The organism is Stenotrophomonas genospecies 3 (assembly GCF_054473855.1).
Genome location: NZ_JBTMUR010000024.1, coordinates 6442 through 27410 on the forward strand (window position 1 = coordinate 6442; position 20969 = coordinate 27410).

The 20969-nt window shown below is 66.8% G+C and carries 19 protein-coding genes and 6 tRNA genes; 9 read left to right on the top strand and 16 right to left on the bottom strand.

Annotated elements, in window-relative coordinates:
• The 7 genes from ACX9OT_RS20985 to ACX9OT_RS21015 form a co-directional block, all read right to left on the bottom strand.
• A tRNA-Glu gene (locus tag ACX9OT_RS20985) sits at nt 1-70 on the bottom strand.
• 47 nt (nt 71-117) lie between these two features.
• Nucleotides 118-193: transfer RNA gene (locus tag ACX9OT_RS20990), tRNA-Ala, on the bottom strand.
• Nucleotides 194-239: 46 nt separating this feature from the next.
• Nucleotides 240-315 (bottom strand) — tRNA-Glu (locus ACX9OT_RS20995).
• Between the two features lie 49 nt (nt 316-364).
• Nucleotides 365-440 (bottom strand) — tRNA-Ala (locus ACX9OT_RS21000).
• Between the two features lie 185 nt (nt 441-625).
• Nucleotides 626-701, bottom strand: a tRNA-Glu gene (locus tag ACX9OT_RS21005).
• 54 nt (nt 702-755) lie between these two features.
• A tRNA-Ala gene (locus tag ACX9OT_RS21010) sits at nt 756-831 on the bottom strand.
• A gap of 89 nt (nt 832-920) precedes the next feature.
• Nucleotides 921-1334, bottom strand: a complete 414-nt coding sequence (locus tag ACX9OT_RS21015) for a heavy metal-responsive transcriptional regulator (protein WP_032129382.1) — start codon at nt 1332-1334, stop codon at nt 921-923.
• 186 nt (nt 1335-1520) lie between these two features.
• Here ACX9OT_RS21015 and ACX9OT_RS21020 point away from each other — a divergent pair, with 186 nt between their 5' ends.
• From ACX9OT_RS21020 to ACX9OT_RS21055, 8 genes are all read left to right on the top strand, one after another.
• Entirely contained in the window at nt 1521-2588 is a 1068-nt protein-coding gene (locus tag ACX9OT_RS21020; RefSeq protein ID WP_032129381.1) for a GlxA family transcriptional regulator, read from the top strand.
• An 80-nt stretch (nt 2589-2668) separates the two neighbouring features.
• Nucleotides 2669-3472 (top strand): TlpA disulfide reductase family protein, encoded by an 804-nt coding sequence (locus ACX9OT_RS21025; RefSeq protein WP_049422840.1) that lies wholly within the window; start codon nt 2669-2671, stop codon nt 3470-3472.
• Nucleotides 3473-3502: 30 nt separating this feature from the next.
• Nucleotides 3503-4345 carry a thiol:disulfide interchange protein DsbG gene (gene dsbG, locus ACX9OT_RS21030; protein ID WP_180845180.1) on the top strand — a complete coding sequence of 281 codons (843 nt, stop codon included), beginning with the start codon at nt 3503-3505 and terminating at the stop codon, nt 4343-4345.
• A gap of 517 nt (nt 4346-4862) precedes the next feature.
• On the top strand, nt 4863-6296 hold the full coding sequence (locus ACX9OT_RS21035; RefSeq protein WP_180845181.1) for a DcaP family trimeric outer membrane transporter: 1434 nt from the start codon (nt 4863-4865) through the stop codon (nt 6294-6296).
• A 76-nt stretch (nt 6297-6372) separates the two neighbouring features.
• Nucleotides 6373-7725 (top strand): arginine/agmatine antiporter, encoded by a 1353-nt coding sequence (gene adiC / locus ACX9OT_RS21040; RefSeq protein WP_005410068.1) that lies wholly within the window; start codon nt 6373-6375, stop codon nt 7723-7725.
• A 20-nt stretch (nt 7726-7745) separates the two neighbouring features.
• Nucleotides 7746-10034, top strand: coding sequence for an Orn/Lys/Arg family decarboxylase (locus tag ACX9OT_RS21045; protein ID WP_107432350.1), 2289 nt, complete (start codon nt 7746-7748; stop codon nt 10032-10034).
• 28 nt (nt 10035-10062) lie between these two features.
• The gene (locus ACX9OT_RS21050; RefSeq protein WP_049398424.1) at nt 10063-10965 is read left to right on the top strand and encodes a cation diffusion facilitator family transporter; all 903 of its coding nucleotides are present in this window, start codon (nt 10063-10065) and stop codon (nt 10963-10965) included.
• A 180-nt stretch (nt 10966-11145) separates the two neighbouring features.
• A complete protein-coding gene (locus ACX9OT_RS21055; RefSeq protein WP_107432351.1) occupies nt 11146-11580 on the top strand; it encodes a RidA family protein in 435 nt (144 codons plus the stop codon).
• Here the strand turns inward: ACX9OT_RS21055 and ACX9OT_RS21060 are convergent.
• The 9 genes from ACX9OT_RS21060 to ACX9OT_RS21100 form a co-directional block, all read right to left on the bottom strand.
• Nucleotides 11577-12290 (bottom strand): energy transducer TonB family protein, encoded by a 714-nt coding sequence (locus ACX9OT_RS21060; protein WP_049398426.1) that lies wholly within the window; start codon nt 12288-12290, stop codon nt 11577-11579. The two genes, ACX9OT_RS21055 and ACX9OT_RS21060, sit on opposite strands and share 4 nt — an antisense overlap.
• Nucleotides 12283-13083, bottom strand: coding sequence for a ChaN family lipoprotein (locus tag ACX9OT_RS21065; RefSeq protein ID WP_459003574.1), 801 nt, complete (start codon nt 13081-13083; stop codon nt 12283-12285). Before ACX9OT_RS21065 ends, ACX9OT_RS21060 begins: the two co-directional genes overlap by 8 nt.
• The gene (locus tag ACX9OT_RS21070) at nt 13070-15541 is read right to left on the bottom strand and encodes a TonB-dependent receptor (protein ID WP_459003576.1); all 2472 of its coding nucleotides are present in this window, start codon (nt 15539-15541) and stop codon (nt 13070-13072) included. Before ACX9OT_RS21070 ends, ACX9OT_RS21065 begins: the two co-directional genes overlap by 14 nt.
• A gap of 64 nt (nt 15542-15605) precedes the next feature.
• Entirely contained in the window at nt 15606-16532 is a 927-nt protein-coding gene (locus ACX9OT_RS21075; protein WP_032129372.1) for a FecR family protein, read from the bottom strand.
• Entirely contained in the window at nt 16529-17038 is a 510-nt protein-coding gene (locus tag ACX9OT_RS21080; protein ID WP_459003578.1) for an RNA polymerase sigma factor, read from the bottom strand. Before ACX9OT_RS21080 ends, ACX9OT_RS21075 begins: the two co-directional genes overlap by 4 nt.
• Before the next feature lie 123 nt (nt 17039-17161).
• Nucleotides 17162-17668 (bottom strand): hypothetical protein, encoded by a 507-nt coding sequence (locus ACX9OT_RS21085; protein ID WP_459003580.1) that lies wholly within the window; start codon nt 17666-17668, stop codon nt 17162-17164.
• 98 nt (nt 17669-17766) lie between these two features.
• Complete coding sequence (locus tag ACX9OT_RS21090) at nt 17767-17991, bottom strand: hypothetical protein (RefSeq protein ID WP_032129370.1); 225 nt, start codon at nt 17989-17991, stop codon at nt 17767-17769.
• Entirely contained in the window at nt 17988-18689 is a 702-nt protein-coding gene (locus ACX9OT_RS21095) for a glutamine amidotransferase (protein ID WP_459003582.1), read from the bottom strand. The genes ACX9OT_RS21090 and ACX9OT_RS21095 overlap by 4 nt, the downstream gene beginning before the upstream one ends.
• Nucleotides 18686-19459, bottom strand: coding sequence for a YggS family pyridoxal phosphate-dependent enzyme (locus tag ACX9OT_RS21100; protein ID WP_110712693.1), 774 nt, complete (start codon nt 19457-19459; stop codon nt 18686-18688). Before ACX9OT_RS21100 ends, ACX9OT_RS21095 begins: the two co-directional genes overlap by 4 nt.
• A 76-nt stretch (nt 19460-19535) precedes the next feature.
• Here ACX9OT_RS21100 and ptsJ point away from each other — a divergent pair, with 76 nt between their 5' ends.
• A complete protein-coding gene (gene ptsJ / locus ACX9OT_RS21105) occupies nt 19536-20822 on the top strand; it encodes a MocR-like B6 salvage transcription factor PtsJ (protein WP_459003585.1) in 1287 nt (428 codons plus the stop codon).
• Nucleotides 20823-20969: the final 147 nt, after the last annotated feature.

Genomic DNA, 20969 nt, shown 5'->3' on the forward strand with positions numbered 1-20969 from the left:
CCCCACGGGGATTCGAACCCCGGTCGCCACCGTGAAAGGGTGATGTCCTAGGCCTCTAGACGATGGGGACGCACGAAAACTTCAAGTTGTAGATCCTTCGACGGCCTAATGTCGAAGTGGTGGAGCCAAGCGGGATCGAACCGCTGACCTCCTGCATGCCATGCAGGCGCTCTCCCAGCTGAGCTATGGCCCCAGTGAAACTCCGGATGATCTGCCGGGAGCAGAGTCCGTTTTGAAACTGGCGTCCCCACGGGGATTCGAACCCCGGTCGCCACCGTGAAAGGGTGATGTCCTAGGCCTCTAGACGATGGGGACGCACGAAAAACTTCAAGTTGTAGAACTTTCGACGGCCTAATGTCGAAAGTGGTGGAGCCAAGCGGGATCGAACCGCTGACCTCCTGCATGCCATGCAGGCGCTCTCCCAGCTGAGCTATGGCCCCGTGTTACCGAGCCGCCTATCATACCTGCGTGTTCACGTTTGTGGAAGCTTTTTTTGAGCTTTTTTTCGTTCCGGTTCAACCGCGACCACGAGGGCAGGGGAACCGCAACGCCACAACCTGAATGCCGGTAGGCGGTGAACAAAAAAGACCCGGTTATCGGCCGGGTCCTCGTTGTTCGTGATGAGTGGCGTCCCCACGGGGATTCGAACCCCGGTCGCCACCGTGAAAGGGTGATGTCCTAGGCCTCTAGACGATGGGGACGCAATTCTCATCAATGTTCTTTAGCGACCTTTCGACGGCCTAATGCCGAAAGATTGGTGGAGCCAAGCGGGATCGAACCGCTGACCTCCTGCATGCCATGCAGGCGCTCTCCCAGCTGAGCTATGGCCCCACGTCGCTGAGGAGCGAAATAATAGCCTTGACCCAGGGGGTTGGCAAGCATTTGTTGCACTTTTCTTCACGTGCGTTGCGAAGCCGATGTCAGTCGCCTTTCGCCTGTGCAGCGTCGTCGGTCAGTGCCGCCAGGATCGGGCACTGGTCCAGCGCGCCGTGACCTGGGCAGGCGTCGACCAGCAGCGAAAGTGCAGTGTGCATGCGTTGCAGCTCCGCCATCCGCTGTGCGATGTCCTGCAGGCGCGCCTGCGCGGTGTCGCGCACGCTGCCCATGTCCTGCGAATGGCGATCGCTCAATGCGAGCAGCTCGCCGATCTCTTCAAGGCTGAAGCCCAGCGCCTTGGCGCGGCGGATGAATCGCAGCCGGCGCAGGTCCTGCTCGCCGAAGATGCGGTAGCCACCCGCCGAGCGGGCCGCGGTCGGCAGCAGCTGCTGTCGTTCGTAGTAGCGCACCGTATCGATCGGTACGCCCGCCTGGCGGGCCAGTTGTCCAATGTTCATGGCGGATTCCTGCAGGGGCTGCCGACCATTGTGAAGCCTGGAGTCTGGTCGAGAGTCAAGGCTTGGCCCGGGTGCGCGCATTCAGCGCACTTTGCAACTTTCTTCATAGCCCCGCCGATGGACCAGTTCCTACCCTTCGCCTGAACCGGCCGTTCGATGGCCTGCAACGAACCGAGGAGGTGGTCTGTGGAAGGATTCAGGAACGAAGGATTCGTCGAGATCGCGGTGGTTGAATACCCGGGAGGTGATCCGTCTGCCGCCTCCGTACTGGCCGAAATGGCGCACGTTGCCAATCGCCTTGCCCAGCAGCAGCGTCGGCCGTTCAAGCGGGTGCTGGTCACCCGCTGGATCGTGCCGGCCAGCCAGACAGGGGTGCATCGTATTGCGGGTGCGGAAATGCTCGATGCGGCCATCCCGGCTGTGATCGCGGTTCCCGGCCAGATCAGTGCCGGCGCGTGCCTGCGCGCGGACGAGGTCCTGCTGGACTGGCTGCGTGCGCACTATGACGGCGGCAGCCTGCTGGCCGCCGCCAGTGATGGCGTCAGCGTGCTGGCACGCGCCGGGTTGCTGGCCGGGCGTACGGTCAGTGGCCCCGATCTCGGACGCCATCCAGGCCTGCAGGCGCAGGCCGCGAGCTGGGTGCCGAGCGAGCGGGCGCTGGTGGATGACGGTGACCTGCTGACGGTCGGCGGGGCCCAGGCCTGGCGCTTCCTTGGCCTGCGACTGTTGTACCGGCTGCACGGGCAGGGCGTGGCCAGTGCGGTCGCACAGCAACTGGGCATCACCGTGCCCGCCACGATCCAGCAGGACCTGGAGCGCTTCAGCGCCAACTTCGCACATGGCGATCGTGATGTGCTGAAGGCACAGCGCTGGCTGCACACCACGGCGGCACGCGGCGCCACCCTTGCCGCGATCTGCGAGGTCTCCGGGCTGGAGCCGCGCACACTGCAGCGGCGGTTCCTCAAGGCCACCGGCCTGCGGCCGATCGAATACTGCCAACGGCTGCGCATCGCCAAGGCGCAGACCCTGCTGCAGCAGGGGGCGGGTATCGATGAGGTGGCGTGGGGTGTCGGCTATGCTGATCAGAGTGCTTTCCGCCGGTTGTTCCTGCGCATCGTTGGCATGACGCCGGCCAACTATCGGCGTCACGTCAGCAGCAAGCGTCGCGAGCGGCCCTTGATGCCGTCGGTGGCAGGCAGCCTGCGCGGGCTGCAATCGCCGTCGGTGATGCAACTGGGGCGCAGCGCGGCCTGATGTCGGCGGCATCGTCGCGCTTGCAACCGGAGCGCGACACTTCGACCATGCAGTCAGTGGACGATTGAACAGGTGGTCTGATGTCGAGCGTTGGGCCGGTGCCGATGCCGGTGGTGTTGATTCTCGTGTGCGTAGTGATTGCCATGGCCGTGGCGCGTCTGTGGCCACGCAGGAAGGACGGCATGCCGCTGCCTTCTGCACCCAGCATGGTTCTGGACATGCTGCTGGTGGGCCTGCTGTGTGGTCGCATCAGCTTCGTGGCCTTGAACTTCGCCCTGTATCGCGAGGCGCCGTGGAGCATTCTGCAGATTGCCGATGGTGGCTACCACCTGGTGGTTGTCCTGGTTGCGGGATCGGCATGGGGGCTGTGGCGGGTGCGCCCATGGCGGGCGTTGCGCGCCCCGGTGCTGGGCGCGGCGTTGGCGGGTGTGCTGCTATGGGCGGGCGGTAGTCAGCTGCTGTCCGCATGGCAGGAGCGGCAGATGCCCTTGCCGGTACTGCAGGTTGCTGATCTGCAGGGGGGCAGGGTTGATCTGCAGCAGTTCCGGGGAAAACCGCTTGTGCTGAATCTCTGGGCGACCTGGTGCGGGCCCTGCCGGCGCGAGATGCCGGTCCTGGCTGCGGCGCAGCAGGCGCATGCGGACGTGCAGTTCGTGTTCCTCAATCAGGGTGAAACCCTTGAGGAGGTCCAGGGTTTCGTTGCGCGCGAACGGCTCCTGCTGCACAACGTATTGCTGGACGATGACGCTGCGGCATCCACGGTGCTGGGCGTGCAGGCCTATCCCTCGACCCTGTTCTTCGACGCCGAAGGGCGCCTGCGTGAACTGCACCTGGGCGAACTGACGGCAGCCGCTCTTGAACACAAACTGCGCCGGCTGCGGTAGCCTGCGCGGGCATCTCACTACGGAGTTCCCATGTTGTCGACTTCCCTGCGCACCGCCCCGGCGGTGCTGTTGCTGCCGGTCCTGCTGGCATTGGCCGCCTGCAGCCAGGCACAGACGCCACCGGGCAAGACCGCCGCGGCACCGGCAGCGAGCGCCACAGCCACGGCTAACAAGGGCGATCGCCCTGCGGTGCTGAAGGGCATCGAGAAGCATGGTTTCGAGGTCGTCGCAGAATTCGATGCCCCCGGTGACCTGCGGGGCTTCGCCGGCGTGGTCGGCGGCCAGCAGCCGGCAGCGGCCTATGTCACCGCTGATGGCAAGCACGTACTGGTCGGCAGCCTGTTCGATGCGGAGGGCAACGATGTAGCCGCTGAGGCCGTTGAAAAGCTGGTGGCTTCGCCGATGTCGGCCAAGATGTGGACCAAGCTGGAAGCCAGTGCCTGGGTGCGTGATGGCAAGGCCGATGCGCCGCGCGTGGTCTATACCTTCAGCGATGCCAACTGCCCGTACTGCCACAAGTTCTGGGAAGCGGCACGGCCGTGGGTCGATGCTGGCAAGGTGCAGCTGCGTCACATCATGGTCGGCGTGATCCGCGAGGACAGCCCGGCCAAGGCCGCGGCGATCCTTGCCGCGCGTGACCCGAGTGCGGCGCTGCTGCAGAACGAGCACGATTTTGATCGCGGTGGCATCAAGGCGCTGCCGAACATCAGCCGCGAGATCGCTGGCAAGCTCGACGCCAATCAGGTGCTGATGATCGAGATGGGCTTCCAGGGCACCCCGGGCATCCTGTTCCAGGACGCACAGGGCCAGGTGCAGCGTCGTGCGGGTCTGCCGCAGGGTGCCGATCTGCAGACGGTGCTTGGCCCGCGCTGAGTGGCGCCAGCCCCATGAAACATTGCGCAGGCCCGCATGGCAGCATGCGGGCCTGTCACATTCCATGGCGGGCATTGCGGTTGCGGGCCCGCGCAACAGTGGTTCATCGTCACGTATGAATCGTGACTGACATCACGCATCCCGCCTTGATTCCAATCAAGGCCAAAAACGACAGGCGGATTAGCCTGTGACGCATGGAATACAGCGTCAATGCGCGATGGATGCCGCGCTCGCCACGCCCTGATCAGGGTCGGCTGGCACAGCCATTCACGACACTCTCACTCTGTGCTTGTTACCCAGACCGCTGCGGTCGCCACCTCTCTGGCAGCGCGGCCTTGATGGCGTCGACATCGGTGCGGGCAGGGCAGTGTCATCGTCCTGTTGCCTGCCATGCGCAGGCTGGCCGGTGTCGTCGACGCAGTATCCGCATTTCCAGCAACGGCAGCACGAGGCCGGAGTGGCGCATGCGTGCGTCCCGTCTGCGTGCTGCGAACAGGGGTCGTCCAGGGAGGATGCAATGCGCGCGGCGGTACTGAGCCTGGCCTGTGTGACAGCACTGGCGATCACGCCGGCGTATGCACAGGTGGATGACAAGGAGGACGCGCAGGCGCTGCGTCGTGAGATTGCGGCCATGCGGCAGGCACTGGAGGGCATGCAGCAGCGGTTGGACCGCCTTGAGCAGCGCGACGCAACCGTTGCGCCTGCTACAGCACAGGCACCCGCCGCCGTGGTCGCGCCTGCCAGCACTGCCAACCTGCTGCACCCCACCCAGGTACCGGGCGTGGCACAGCCGGTGCTGCCGCAGCGCGAATCGGTGGCCGATCCGTCCACCGCCGCGTCGCGACCGGACAGTGCGGCGGGCCCGACCGATCCGGATCTGAAGGGGTTCTTTGCCATACCCGGCACTGATACGGTGATCCGCATCGGCGGTTACGCCAAGCTGGATGCCATCGCCGATTCGCGCGCGGCCGGCGACGAGGATCAGTTCATTCCCTCGTCGATGCCGGTGGGCGGCAGCCACCGCGATGTCTCCAACTTCAACATCCACGCCAAGCAGACCCGCTTCAGCTTCGAGGCGCGGCGTCCAACCACGCACGGCAACCTGCGCTTCTATCTGGAGAACGACTTCTTCGGCAGCAGCGATGGCTACGAGTTCCGCCTGCGGCATGCTTATGGACAGCTCGGCAATACCTATGCCGGCTATGGCTACTCCAGCTTCATGGACCCGGACAGCCTGCCCGACACGCTGGACTTCGCCGGGCCGGGCGGCGCCGGCTATCTGCTGGTGGCCGGCATCCACCACAGCTTCACGATGGGCAAGGGCAACACGCTGACCGTGGCGGCCGAAGACCCGAAGACTGAACTTGCCGGTGCCAGTGATGAGCGGGCTGCGGTGAACCGTCTGCCGGACGTAACCGTGACCGCGCGCATGGAGCGCGACTGGGGCCACCTGCAGGTGGGCGCGGTGGCGCGCAGTCTGGCCTATGACGGCGATGGCGAGCACGACCGGCGAATGGCCGGCGGCCTGCAGCTGAGTGGCTCGGCCTCGGTGGGCGAGCGCGACCTGCTGCTGTTCGGTGCGCTGGGAGGACGCGGCCTCAGCCGCTATACCGCCGACCTGACCGGCTCCGGGCTGGACGCGGTGGTCGGTGCCGATGGCCGCCTCGACGCGTTGGACCTGCACGGCGGCTTCGTCGGCTATACCCACTACTGGTCCGAGTTGTGGCGATCGAACCTGATCTTCGGCCAGCTGACCCTGGAGCGGAACGCCGCACTGGCGGCCGATGCCTTCCGGCAGAGCCGGTACGGCGTATTCAACCTGATCTGGAGCCCTGCGCCGTCCTGGACGATGGGCATGGAGCTGTTGTATGGCCGCCTGGAACAGCAGGGCGGCGCACGCGGCGACACGGTCCGGGTGCAGGGCAGCCTGCAATACAACTTCATCAAATAGGCGCCAGCGGTCGTACGCCAGCGCAACCGTCCCCACGCCCGGTGCTGCCGGGCTCATGCCAGTACCGGAGATCGTCATGGCAGAAGCAAAGAAAATCGGGGTGGTCGGAGCCACCTTCCTCGTCGCCGGCAACATGATGGGCTCAGGCGTGTTCCTGCTGCCATCGAGCCTGGCCAAGATTGGTACCGCCTCGATCTGGGGCTGGTTGATCACCACCGCCGGCGCGCTGTTGTTGGCCTTCGTGTTCGCCAAGCTGGGCAAGCTGGCACCCAAGGCGGGCGGCCCGTACGCCTATGCGCGCGACTGGTTCGGGCCGTACATGGGCTTCCAGACCAACACCATCTACTGGTTCGCCAACTGGATCGGCAACGTCGCCATTCCGATCGCCGCAGTGGGCTATTTCAGCTACTTCTTCCCGATCCTGTCCGAGCCGCTGGTGCGCTGCATCGCGGTGCTGATCCTGGTGTGGGCGCTGAGTTTCGCCAACGTGATCGGTCCGGCGTTCGTCAGCCGGGTGCAGACCGTCACCACCAGTTTTGCGCTGGTGCCGATCCTGGGCATCGCCATCTTCGGCTGGTTCTTCTTCGATGCCGACATTTTCAAGGGCGCCTACAACGTGTCCGGCGAATCGAACTTCGGCGCGATCTCCAGCGCCGCGGCGCTGACGCTGTGGGCCTTCATTGGTGTCGAGTCGGCCTCGGTCACCGCTGGTGTGGTCGAGAACCCGGAAAAGAACGTGGCCCGCGCCACCCTGGCGGGTGTGTTCCTGGCCGCCATCGCCTACATCGCCAGTTCCTCGGTGATCATGGGCATGGTGCCCAATGGCGAACTGCAGACTTCCGATGCGCCGTTCGCACTGGCTGCGGCCAAGGCCGTCGGTGGCTGGGGTGGTGCGCTGGTCAGCCTGTGTGCCTTCATCGGTGCCGCCGGTTCGCTGGGCGGCTGGATCCTGCTGACCGCGCAGAGCGCCAAGGCGGCCTCCGATGACGGCCTGTTCCCGAGCATCTTCAGCAAGACCAACAAGGACGACGTGCCGGTCAAGGGTGTGCTGATCGTGGCCGTGCTGATGACCCTGGCGGTGCTGGTCACCTCCACCTCGGAAACCGCGTCGGCCCAGTTCGACGTGATCACATCGGCGGCGGTGGTGCTGACCCTGCTGCCCTACATCTACTCGTGCGTGGCCTGCTACTTCGTGGTCGAGCGCTCGCACACCCTGGTCCACACCGGTGCGTTCTGGACCCTGACCAGCCTGACCGTCGTTTACTGCCTGTGGGCGATCTACGGCTCGTCGGGAACCATCGTGCAGTACGCCTTCCTGTTCGTGCTGTTCATCACCGTGTTCTATCCCTTCTTCAGCGAGGAGCGCCGCCAGCAGCGGCAGCGCGCCCGCGAGGCATCGGCCATCAGCGCCGGCGCCCAGCGTTCCTGAGTTAGTCAAGGAGAATCAACGTGTACTTCAAGTCCCTGGATTACCCGGTCATTGTCATCGACAACGACTACGAGTCGCCGCGCATCGGTGGCATCCTGATCCGCGCCCTGGTGGAAGAGCTGCGCAGCAACGACCAGCGCGTGCTGTGCGGCCTGAACCTGGATGATGCCCGCGCCGGTGCCCGCACCTACGTGGCGGCCTCGGCGGTGCTGATCTCGATCGACGGCAGTGAAGAGGTGGATGGCGAGTTCCAGCGCCTGACCGCCTTCCTGCGCGAGCAGAGCGCGCGCCGCGCCAACCTGCCGGTGTTCCTGTACGGCGAGCGCCGCACCATCGAGAAGGTGCCGAGCAAGCTGCTCAAGTACATCCACGGTTTCATCTTCCTGTTCGAAGATACCAAGAGCTTCATCTCGCGGCAGGTGATGCGCGCGGCCGAAGACTACATGAAGAACCTGCTGCCGCCGTTCTTCAAGGCATTGATCCACCATGCGGCCGAGTCGAACTACTCCTGGCACACGCCAGGCCATGCCGGCGGCGTGGCGTTCACCAAGTCGCCGGTCGGTCGTGCATTCCATCAGTTCTACGGTGAGAACACGCTGCGCAGCGATCTGTCGATCTCGGTGCCGGAACTGGGCTCGCTGCTCGATCACACCGGCCCGATCAAGGACGCCGAGAACGAGGCCGCACGCAATTTCGGTGCCGACCATACCTTCTTCGTCACCAACGGCACCTCCACTGCCAACAAGATCGTCTGGCATGGCACGGTGGCCCGCGGCGACGTGGTGTTCGTCGACCGCAACTGTCACAAGTCGCTGCTGCACGCGCTGATCATGACCGGTGCGGTACCGGTGTACTTCACCCCCAGCCGCAACGCGCATGGCATCATCGGCCCGATCAGCCTGGACCAGTTCACGCCGGAGTCGCTGCAGCAGCGCATCGCCGCCAACCCGCTGGCCAGCCAGGCCTACAAGGCCGGCTCCAAGCCGCGCATTGCGGTGGTCACCAACTCGACCTACGATGGCCTGTGCTACAACGCCGAGAAGATCGCCGACGAGATCGGCAGCGCGGTGGACTTCCTGCATTTCGACGAAGCCTGGTACGCCTACGCTGCGTTCCATCCGTTCTACGAGAACCACTACGGCATGGCCAAGGGCAAGCCGCGCGAGCAGGATGCGATCATCTTCACCACGCATTCCACCCACAAGCTGCTGGCCGCGTTCTCGCAGGCGTCGATGATCCACGTGCGCAACTCGGCGCAGCGCAACCTGGATGCCGAGCGTTTCAACGAGTCGTTCATGATGCACACCTCGACCAGCCCGCACTACGGGGTGATCGCGGCCTGTGACGTGGCCTCGAAGATGATGGAAGGCGACGCGGGCCGCTCGCTTGTACAGGAAATGCATGACGAGGCCATCGCCTTCCGCCGCGCGATGCTGCACGTGCGCGACGACCTCGGTCGCGACGACTGGTGGTTCAGCGTGTGGCAGCCGACCCAGGTCGAGCGCAGCCTGGACAAGGGCGATACGCCGGCGCCGCTGGTGGCCAAGCGCGAGGAGTGGTACCTGCAGCCGGATGCGCACTGGCACGGTTTCGAGAACCTGGTCGACGACTATGTGCTGATCGACCCGATCAAGGTGACCCTGCTGACCCCGGGCCTGGCGATGGACGGCAACATGGGCAAGCTGGGCATCCCGGCGGCGGTGCTGAGCAAGTTCCTGTGGGGCCGCGGCATCACCGTGGAGAAGACCAACCTGTACTCGGTGCTGTTCCTGTTCTCAATGGGTATCACCAAGGGCAAGTGGAGCACCCTGGTCACCGAGCTGATGGCGTTCAAGGAACTCTACGACCGCAATGCGCCGCTGAGCCAGGCACTGCCGACGCTGGCCGCCGACTATCCGAATGCCTACGCCGGCTGGGGCCTGCGTGACCTGTGCGACGCGCTGCATGCGTTCAACCAGGAATTCGCCGTGGCCAAGGTGATGCGCGAGATGTACGTGGATCTGCCGACGCCGGTGATGACCCCGGCCGATGCCTACAACCACCTTGTGAAGGGCGAGATCGAACGGGTCGACATCGAGCAGATCAGTGGCCGCATTGCGGCGACCATGCTGGTGCCGTACCCGCCGGGCATCCCGACCATCATGCCGGGTGAGCGTTTCGGTGACAGCGACGAGCCGATCATCCAGTCGCTGCGCATCGCCCGCGAGCAGAATGCGCGTTTCCCGGGCTTCGAGTCGGACGTGCACGGGCTCATCATCGAGCAGGAGGGGGATGCGGTTTCGTACAAGGTGGAGGTGCTGAAGGCCTGACCGGCAACGGTCGGCCGTTCGGCGAACGATGGATACCGCGCGCGAGCAACGCATCCTGAAGTTCTCGATCGGGGTCACCCTGGCGGTGAGCGCGGTCGGCTTCATCGGTGGCCTGCTGGTGGGATCGCAGGCCATCCTGTTCGACGGCGTGTACAGCCTGGTCGATGTCGCCCTGACCCTGGTGTCGTTGTCGGTGCTGCGGCTGGTGGCGCGGGAGCAGAGCCCGCGCTTCCAGTACGGCTACTGGCACCTGGAGCCGATGGTCGAGGCGCTGGGCGGTGTGATCCTGTCGCTGGCCTGCGTGTATGCGCTGGCCAACGCCGTGATCGGTTTGACCACGGGCGGGCACGAAGTGAAGTTCGGGCCCGCGCTGTGGTGGGCGGCGTTGCTGAGTGCCAGCAACCTGGCGATGGCGGCGTTCGTCGCGCAGCGGGCGCGGCATCTGCGCTCCGCGCTGTTGTGGCTGGATGTACGGGGCTGGCTGCTGGGCGGGTTGATGAGCCTGGCAGTGGTACTGGCCTTTGTGTTGGCGCTGGTCCTGCACGGTGGTGAGTGGCACCACTGGGTGCCGTACCTGGATTCGATCGTGCTGGCGTTGATCAGCCTGGCGGTGTTGCCGGTGCCGGCGCGGGGTGCCTGGAAGGCCATGCGCGAAGTGCTGCAGGTGGCACCGGATGATCTGGACCGGCGCGTGCAGCGGGTGATGCAGGCGTTCGTCGCCGAGCGTGGCTATGCCGGTTTCACCAGCCATGTGGCGAAGATGGGGCGGATGCGCTTCATCGAGATCCACGTGCTGGCCGACCCGGCCACGCCGCTGGGTTCAGTGGGCGAGGTCGATGCGATGCGTGACGAGATTGCGGTGCGGCTGGATGCGCGGGGCAGCACGTTCTGGTTGACCATTGATTTCACCGCAGACCCAGCGTGGACGTGACCACGCTTCTGTAGAGTCGAGCTTGCTCGACTGCTTCTGGTCGGTGGAAGTCGAGCAGGCTCGAGTCCACGGAAACGCGCGATCGTTGCGCATGGCGGACTACTCTGTTGCACAGGACCCATTTGACCTCAACCGGAGTTGAGGTCACAGACTGCCGGCATCCCCCACGAGGCGCGCGGCATGAACCTGCTGACCACACCGGACCTCAGCCATGGCCTGCTGGAACTGTTCAATCCACCGGGCCTCTACGATCCTTCGGCCAACGGCTACTCACACGTGGCGGTGGTGCGCCTGCCGGCGCGGGTGATCCATGTCGCAGGGCAGGGCGGCGAGGATGCCCAGGGCCGCCTCTCGCCCAGCTTCGAAGAACAGGTCGGGCAGGCGCTGGACAACCTGCAGACCGCGCTGCGATCGGCGCAGGCAAGTCTGGCCGATGTGGCGCGGCTGCGCATCCTGGTGGTCGGCCACGATGAGGACCGGCTGGGCATCATTGCCCACCAGGTGCGACGGCGCTGGCCGAACCGCGCGGCGCCCACCTGCACGCTGATCCCGGTGCCGCGACTGGCGTTGGACGGCATGCTGTTCGAGATCGAGGCGGAGGCCTACGCCGCCTAGCGCAGGTAGTACTCCACGGGCACCACCAGTTCCTGCGGTGCCTTCAGTTCATCGGGAATGGGCGGCAGCGGCTGCGCGCGACGGAAGGTCTGCAGCGCAGCGTCATCGAGCATCGGCTGGCCACTGGACTGCTCCAGCCGCAGCGCCAGCAGGCGACCTTCGCGGTCGATGCTGGCCCTGACCCAGGCAGTGCCCTGCTGCCGGCGCGAGCGCGCGGCGGCAGGGTAATAGCGGTAACGCTCCAGCCGCGCCATCAGGCGGGCTTCCCACTGGTCGCTGGCGGCGCCGGCCTGGAAGTCCGCCGGTGGCGCGTCTGGAGCGGGCGGCGCGGCCGTGATCGATGCCGGTGCGGGACTTGCATCGGTCGCGGCCGCAGGCGGGGCGACCGGCAGCGGCTTTCGACCCGTCCCGCCCGTTTCGCTGGCGGCCAACTCGCCCTCGCGCGCGGCGGTGGGCTTCGGTGGTGGCGGCGACTTTGTCGGTTGCGATGCACGCGCCTGCTGCGCCTGGCTGGGGGTATCCGCCTGGCGCTCCTCTACGGGCTGTGGCGGCGTGGCCGGTGCCAGCAGGCGCAGGCTGATGCGCACGTCCTGCTCCGGCGGTGGCAGCATCGGCGGCATTGCAACCCAGTGCACCAACAGCAGCAGGGGCAGCAGGTGCAGGACGACGGTGATCACGATCGCCTGCCAGTGTTGGCCGCGCTCACTCATCGTCCAGCACCCACAGCAGATCGGCATCAGCAGCACCGACGGTTTCACCCGGCGAGGCCAATGCGATCACCAGCGCAGGCGTATCCGGTGGCAGGTAGCCCGGCACCCCGGTGCCGCGCAGCACATGCCAGCGACCGGCTACCAGCAGCGCGGGTGCGGGTGCTGCGGTCAGCACCTGTGCCATGCGCGTGTCGCGGGCCTGTTGCACGGCCAGCATCCCTTCCAGCATCGGTGCCGCGTCTGCGTGCTGGGCCAGAACCACATCCGACAGGCGTTGGCGGGCGGCGGGCAGCGGGAACCGCACTGCATCAGCGGACGCCAGGTGGGCGTTGACCTCGACGCGCGCGAGATTGCCGCCGAACAAGGGGATGCCGGCAGCGGTGGCGTCCTGCACCAGCCCGCCGTAGGCGGTCCACGGCCATCGTGTATCCCAGCCCAGCAGCTCCTGCAGGCGTGCACCGTCGGCATGGTTGCCCTTGGCCAGCCAGCGCTGCACCCGCTGCAGGCGTGGCTGGCGCTCGCTGGCGATCATTTCCAGCACCAGCGAACCCTGCGGGCGCCGCCGCTGCAGCGCCTGCAGCAGCCAGCGCTGGGCGGCGTGGTCTCCGGCGAGGTCATGGCGCTCACCCAGCAGCAGCCTCCGGGCGTCCGCCGCACGCGCCACGAACGCGGCTTCGTCCAGGTGCCGGCCGTTGGCCAGGTCGATCACTGAGCCAGGCATCGGCTGCGCGCTGGCCACGGTCGCCAGCGCGAGCAGGCATACGGGCAGCCAGCGACGGCTAGAACGCCACATTGACGCCCATCGAGACGGTACGGCCACGGCCGTTGCCGCGGTCCAGGATCGGGCTGAAGATGCTGTCGATCGAGGCATTGTTGTCATAGGCCTTGTTCTGCAGGTTTTCGATGTTCAGCCACAGCGTGGTGTTGGCCTGGGGCTTGAAGCTGGCGTAGAAGTCGAGCAGCACGCCGGTGCCGCCGGTCTTGCGGGTCTGGAAGAAGTCGTAGCCTTCCTCGGTCGGCCCGGAGTACTCGGCGCGCAGGCCGGCCTGCACGCGCCGCTGCCACCAGCGGCCGCCCACGTCCAGCGTCCAGTAGCGGTCGGGCAGGGCGGTGATGTCTTCCAGGTTGACGAACTCGATGGCCGGCGCACTGGTGTGCGAGCGGGTCCAGCTCAGCGTGGCGTGGTAGTGCTCGCTGGCGTAATGCGCTTCCAGTTCGATACCGCGCATGCGCACCACGCCGGGGTGGTTCATCCAGCGCGTGGTGGTGCTGAAGTCGTCCACGTCCAGCGCATCGGTCCAGGCAGTGAGTTGCGGATCGCTGTCGATCGGCACCACGAACGGTTCCACTTCCGGCGGATGCACGATCAGCAGATACTGCGGCTTGATGTAGTCGCGGATGCGGTTGTCGAAGCGGGTGATCCTCAGCTGTGCCAGGTCACCGTCGACCAGCAGCGAGTCGGTGCTGAGGTTGGCGCCGAACTGCAGGTTGCGCGAGCGCTCGCGGCGCAGGAACGGGTTGGCGCCCACGCCATCGGCATCGCTCATGCCTTCCAGCGGGATCTTCTCGAAGAACATCTCCTGCACCCGCGGCGGGCGGGAAGTACGCGAGGCTTCTGCGAACAGTTGCAGCCAGTCGGTGGCCTGCCAGGATACCGCCAGGCTGGGGCTGAGTGCGCGCTCGGTGCGACGCACGTCGATGTCGCCGCCATTGATCTCCGCGCACTGGCCGGGCACATCCGAGCACACCGGGATGTGGCCACGGATGCCGAAGCGGTCCTGGCGCAGGCCGGCGGTCAGCGCGTAGATGTCGTACTGCAGCTCCAGCGTGCTGAACACGCTGTCCAGCTGGCTGCGACCTTGCGGGTTGGCACCGCGCAGGACGGGGGTGTCGGCCACGTAGATGTCCGACTGGTGCTTGACGCCGGTGTTCCAGCGCGCCTGCAGTGCACCGATGTCGAAGCGGCTGGTGTTGTCCACAGTCCAGCTGCTCAGGCTGCTGTGGGTGCGGCGACCGATGTAGCTGGAATCCTCCACAGGCGGATAGAACAGCCGGGTCTTGTTGCTGGCGAAGGTCGCACGCAGGTCGATCCACGGCGAATAGGGTGTGTAGTGGTAACTGGCGCGCTGGTTGCGCGCGGAAATCTGCCACGGATAGTTGTGGTAGAAGTCGTTTTCGTAACGCATGTGGCTCAGGTCCAGCCGATGCTGGTCGCTGGGCTGCAGGCGCGCCTTCAACAGCCAGCTGCTGGGCTGCTGGCTGCCCGGGTCGGCGTTGTTCTTCTGCCCGCGTGCGGTCGCGTATTCGCTGCTGCGGCTGCTGCTGGCGGCGGCCAGCAGGCCGAACTGGCGGTCGCCACCCTCTTCACTGTGGCGCCAGGCACCGGCGAAGGTACGGCCACTGCCATAGCCGTTGTTGCCGTGGCGGTAGCCCGCACGCAGGCCCCAGTCGCGCCCCTCGCCGAGCAGATCGTCGATGTCCAGCGTGCGGAAGTTGGCACTGCCGGCCAGCGTGCCGGCGCCATCACCACCGGCGACCGCACCGCGCTGCACGTCCACACCGGCCAGCAGGAAGGGATCGACATAGGCGAACGGGCCGCCCGAGCCGTGCCCGGCATTGTTGCGGAAGGTCTGGGTGACACCGTCGATCATGGTGTTGACCCGGCCGGCACCGGTCATGCCGCGGATGTTGACCTGCAGGCCCGGCTGGCTGCGCGAATGGAAGCTGTGGGTGCCGGGCATCGAGCGCAGCAGGCTGTTGCCTTCCTGGCGTTCGGCCATCGCCACGCGCTCGCTGCCCACCGGGGGCGCAAAGCCATCGCGGGTGGCCGGTACATATTGACTGGCGCCGGCACCCGGTGCCTGACCGTGTGCGGTAGTACCCTGCACCCGCAGCGGGCCAGTGCGACGGCTGCCATCGGCGCGTTCAGCCGGCGCCGGCTCCAGGGCGGCACGACGCGCATCGACGAAGCGCGGGCGCAGGCCGCTGCCTGCCAACAGGCGCGACAGGGCCTGCGCATCGTCGAAGTCACCGCGCAGCGCAGGCGCCGAATGGCCCGCGGGCAGCGCTGCGCCGATCACCAGATCGACGCCGGTCAGCCGGCTGTAGGCGTCCAGCGCGGCCGCCAGCGGTTGTGCGGGCAGATTGTAGGTACGGGTGGCTGTCTGTGCGTGGGCACTGCCGGGCAGCAGCGGAAGGGCACTGGTACAGGCCAGCGACAGGGCGAGGACAAGGGGGCGGGGGCACAGCATCGGGGGCTCCAGGGGCTGACGCAGAGCGTCGTCATCCTGGGTAGACGCAGCCGCAGGCCGGATGTCAGGGTCCATCACGCTGTTCCCTGCGTGGCGGCAGCCACACCTGTATGCCCGCGCCGAGGCGCAGCACGCGCACCTGCAACTGAGTGGCCAACTGGTCGCGGTTGCCGGCCGCACCGTCGGCACTGCCAAGCAGGGTGACCGGCTGCTGGCGCAGCTGCTCGCCGACGACCCACGTGTGCCCGCCATGCCAGCGGTCCAGGCCCTGCGTGACGTCGGCCAGTGGGGCCGAGACCCAATGCAGGCGCCGCTCGCGCCAGGCCAATGCTCCGGGGGCGGTCGTTGTTGCATGGGCTGTTGCCTGCCCATCGAAGCGCAGCTGTTCGCCGTGGTCAGCCAGCATGCTGACGTTGCCGCTGTCCACGCGCACGCGATGCTCGGTAACGGTGACCACGCTGCTGTTGCCCTGCACGGCAAGATCGAATGCGGTCCCCAGTGCAGTGACGGTGCCCTGTGGGGTATGCACCTGGAAGGGCCGGTCGGCATCGGCGGCGACCTGGAACCAGGCCTGGCCGCGCTGCAGCTGGAGCTGGCGGCGCTGCCCATCGATGCGCACCTTCACTTCGCTGCCGGGTGACAGCAGGACATGCGAGCCATCCCGAAGGGTCTCCTCGCGGATCTCGCCAGCGGCCGTTCGCAGGACCTGCGCTACGGGCGGCGACACATGGCGGCTGTAGAGACCCAGCGCGCACAGCAACAGAACCGCAATGCCGGCTTCGCGCAGGCGACGGCGTTGCCTGCGCTGCTGTTGCCGCTGCAGGCTGGGCAGCGTTGCACCGGCCTGCCACAGGTGTTGCAGATGCTGGTACTGCGCAGCATGGCGGGGGTCGGCCTGGTACCACTGCTCGAACGCGTTCTCGTCGCGGCCACCGTCGTGCCCGTCCAGCCACCAGCGTGCAGCTTCGCGCGCGATCGCGTCCAGGCTCATGCGCCGGGCACCTGCTGCAGGGCGACCAGTGCGCGCAGCAGATGGCCATGCGCGGTCTGCCGGCTGATGCCGAGCTGGCGCCCGATCTCGGCCAGCGCCAACTGTTCAACCCGCGCCAGCAGGAACACCTGGCGCGAGCGCGGTGGCAGCGCGGCGATGATCGCGTCGAGGTGGCGCAGCTGTTCGGCGTCGAGCAGTCGCTGCTCGGGCAGCGGCGCAGGATCGGCGATGGCATGCAACTGCGTGTCATCCAGCGCTTCTTCGCGACGGCGCTGGCGTTGCCGGTAATTGTCGGCAATCAGGTTGTGGGCAACACGGTACAGGTACGCGCGGCCATTGCTCAGCAGGCCACTGGCGGCGACCTTGACGACACGCAGCCAGGTTTCCTGGACGACGTCATCGGCGTCGCTGCGTTGCGGGAGTTTGCGGCGGACATGGGCGTGCAGCGGCCGGTAATGGGCCGCGCACAGCTGCGCGACATCCGTCGGTTCGACAGGCGTGGACACGGGGCGGGCGACAACTGGGAAAGGGAACAGCCCGCGGCGGCAAGGGCAGCGGCTGCACATTACAGCAAAAGAGAATCATTTGCATCTTTGGTGCGAGCGCAGTCCGCATGAGCCACCGCGGCGTCAGCGGGGACGATAATCGCAGTGGATCTGCAGGGCTTCGGTGGGGTTGTGATGCAGCTCGAAGCCGCAGTGCTGCAGGCTGCGCTTCGCTCGTGCGACCGGCTCGGCATACCGGGCGATGCGGCGGTGCTGCCAGCGCGGCGGGGTGAACACGCCCAGGGGCAGCAGCCGCAGCCGCTTGCCGTGCAGTACCAGTGAGACATCGACATGACGGCCATCGATGTCGTGGCCGTTGGCACCGAAGATGGCGTCGACTTCATCCTGGCGCTGCGGATAACAGGCACGGAAGAGGGTGATGCCGAGCCCACGCACCAGGCGGCGGAAGCCACCGAGACGGCTGTGGCTGGGTTCGAAGCCACGGGTGAGCAGTAGCCGCAGCCCCACAGGCAGCATTGCCTGCGCGTCGAGCAGGCGTTGCAGTACCTCTTCTTCCAGTTGGATGCGGGTGGAGGGCCAGCGCGGGGCGATGAGCAGTCCGTGGTGGTTGCCGCGTTGCAGGGTCAGCATCGGTGAAGCTTCGCACGCGGCCGAACAGCCGGGGTAGTGCCGGCCGCTGGCCGGCAGATTCGAGTACCGGCCAGCGGCCGGCACTACCGTGACGATCGTCAGAGATCGCGGTACTGGATCTGCGAAGCCAGTACGCGCAGGCCGTCGGCATTGCTGGACAGGATGCGCTCTTCGCCAACACCTTTCTGCCGTTTCAGCTGGAAGCCCTGATCCGCAGGCAGTTGTGCGGCGATGGCGTCCATGCGCTGCAGGGCATCAGGGCCGCTGCAGTCGAAATGGCCCCAATAGACGCCATCGCGGTGGATCTGTAATCGATAGTTCATCGCGGTGTCTCCGGCAGGTCCTGCAGCCAATGGTCGAACATCGCGGTGGCGGCCGCGGCCAGTGGTGCGCCATAGCGACGCGCCTGCGCGCGCAGATCATTCGGATCGATGCCGGCCTGGGCCAGCTCCAGCGTGTGGCCGACCAGCCAACGCTCGAACTGGCGGGCGTCCAGTTCCGGATGGCATTGCAGGGCCAGTGCGTGGTTGCCGATGGCGAAGGCCTGGTGGCGGCAGGCCGGCGTGCTGGCCAGGCGGCGTGCACCGGCCGGAAGGTCGAACGCCTCACCATGCCAATGCAGTACCGGAATGCCCTGCAGGGCCTGCAGCGGTGAACGCTGGCCTTCATCGGTCAGCAGCAGTGGCGCAAAGCCGATTTCCTTGCCGCCGCTGGGAGCGACACTGGCACCGAGTGCACGCGCCATCAGTTGTGCACCCAGGCAGATGCCCAGGGTTGGCCGCTGCTGCTGCAGCCGGCGCTGCAGCAGGGCGATGCTGTCGGTGACGAAGGGATAGGTCTCTGTGTCATTGGCACTGATCGGGCCGCCCAGCACCACCAGCAGGTCGGCCACTTCGGCCGGATCGAGCGCATCGACGCCGGCCTGCAGCACCTGCAACTGCCAGCCTTGTGCCAACCGCAGAGGCTGCAGGGTGCCGAGGTCTTCGAAGGCGACGTGTTGCAGCACAACCGCGTGCTTCATGCCGGAGCTCCGCTGTTCGGCCAGTAGAAGCTGTCCGGGGTGGCGCGGGCACCGAAGATGGCCTGGCCGACGCGGACCACGGTGGCACCTTCCTCGATGGCCACTTCGAAATCACCGGACATGCCCATCGACAGCTGCGACAGGTCAAGGCCGGGCGGGGCGACGCGCTGCAGCTGGTCGCGCAGGTCACGCAGGCGCACGAAGCAGGCGCGCACGCGCTCGACCTCGGGGGTGAAGATGGCCAGGGTCATCAGGCCGCGCACCCGCAGGCGATCGAAGGCCGGCAGCTGCTGCACGAAGGCCTCGACCGCGTCGGGTTCCAGTCCGTACTTGCTCGGCTCGGCCGAGGTGTTGACCTGCACGAACACATCCAGCGTGCGGTCTTCCAGTTGCAGGCGCTGCTGCAGGGCCTCGGCCACGCGCAGGCTGTCCAGCGCCTGGAACTCGCTGGCAAAGCGCGCCACGTAGCGCGCCTTGTTGGTCTGCAGATGGCCGATCACCGACCAGTGCACGCCCAGGTCGGCCATCGTTTCGGCCTTGCGCTGCGCCTCCTGCACCTTGTTCTCGCCCAGTTCGTGGCAGCCTGCGGCCACCGCCATGCGGATGCGGGCGTCATCGACGGTCTTGCTGACCGGCAGCAGGCGCACGCTGGCCGGGTCCCGGCCGACGCGCGCGCAGGCATCGGCGATGCGTTGGCGCACCGTGACCAGGTTGGCGGCGATCTGTTCAACGGACTGGGCGACGGGCCAGTCGGCAGCGGCAAGGGGCATGCGGGCACCTCCAATGCAGGATGGCCAGGGTGGGATACACTGGCACAGGACAAGAGATATTTTGGCATAGGACAAAATGAAAATCACCGGGCATAGCGCCGAGTCGATCTTCGACAGCATCCGCGACGGCATCGGCAAGGGCCGCCTGCCGGCCGGCAGCGTGCTGCCGCCGGTGCGTGAACTGGCCGAGCAACTGGGCGTGAACCGCAACACCGTGGCCGCTGCCTACAAGCGCCTGGATGCGGCGGGCCTGGCCAGCACGGCGGGCCGCCGTGGCACGGTGGTGCGCGGATTGCCGCCGACGCTGGCGCGCGAGGGCAGTACGCCCGGGCTGGCGCTGCAGGACCTGGCCGGTGGCAATCCGGATCCGCGCCTGCTGCCGCACCTGCGCCTGGCCCCGGCCGCACCGCGGCTGTATGGCGTGGGCACGGTCGACCCGAGGTTGCAGGCGCTGGCGCGCGCCTCGCTGGATGCGGACTGCCCGGCGGGTTATGCGCTGGAGCTGACCCATGGCGCGGTCGATGGCATTGAACGCCTGCTGGCGGCCTGGCTGCTGCCGGGGGATCGCATCGCGGTGGAGGATCCATGCTTCCTCGGTAGCCTCAATGTGCTCAATGCTGTGGGCCACGCGCCGTTGCCGGTGGCGGTGGACGCACATGGCATGCAGGTCGATTCGCTGCGGCAGGCGCTGGAGGCCGGCGCACGCGCGGTGCTGCTGACCCCGCGGGCACACAACCCGACCGGGGCCAGCCTGGATGCGAAGCGGGCACGGGCGTTGCGGCAGCTGTTGGCGGCCTACCCGCAGGTGGCGGTGCTGATCGACGATCACTACGCGCTGCTTTCGCAGCAGGCCTATCACTCGGTGCTGCCGCTGGATGGTCGTCGCTGGGCCGTGCTGCGTTCGTTGTCCAAGCCGCTGGGTCCGGACCTGCGGCTGGCCTGGCTGGCCTGCGATGAGGAGACCGCATCGCGGTTGCGGTTGCGGTTGGCGTCCGGCACCGGCTGGGTCAGCCATCTGCTGCAGGATGCGGCGACGTCGGTGCTGGCGTCGGCGACGCAGCGGGCGAAGATCGCCTCGGCAGGTGAGCGTTACCAGCAGCGCCTGCAGTCGCTGCAGGAACTGCTGCGTGCGCGGGGCGTGCCGACACCGCAACCGATGGAAGGATTGAACCTGTGGCTGCCGTTGCCAACCGACAGCCATCCGCAGGTGCTGGCACTGGCTTCGCGCGGATGGCATGTGCGCGCAGGCGAAGTGTTCGCGGTGGCAGCGCCGGGACATGGGCTGCGCATTACGTGTGCGGCGCTGGGATCGGCGCAGCTGCGGCAGCTGGCCGATGACCTGGCAGCGGTGTGCGGTCTGTAGCGTCGAGCTTGCTCGACTTTGCTTCGCTTTTGTAGAGCCGAGCCATGCTCGGCTGCTGTTGTGTAGAAGCAGTCGAGCATGGCTTGTATGTTCCTCCCGGCTCCTACGCGGTATGTAGGAGCCAGGGTGGAGGGACCGTCAAGCATG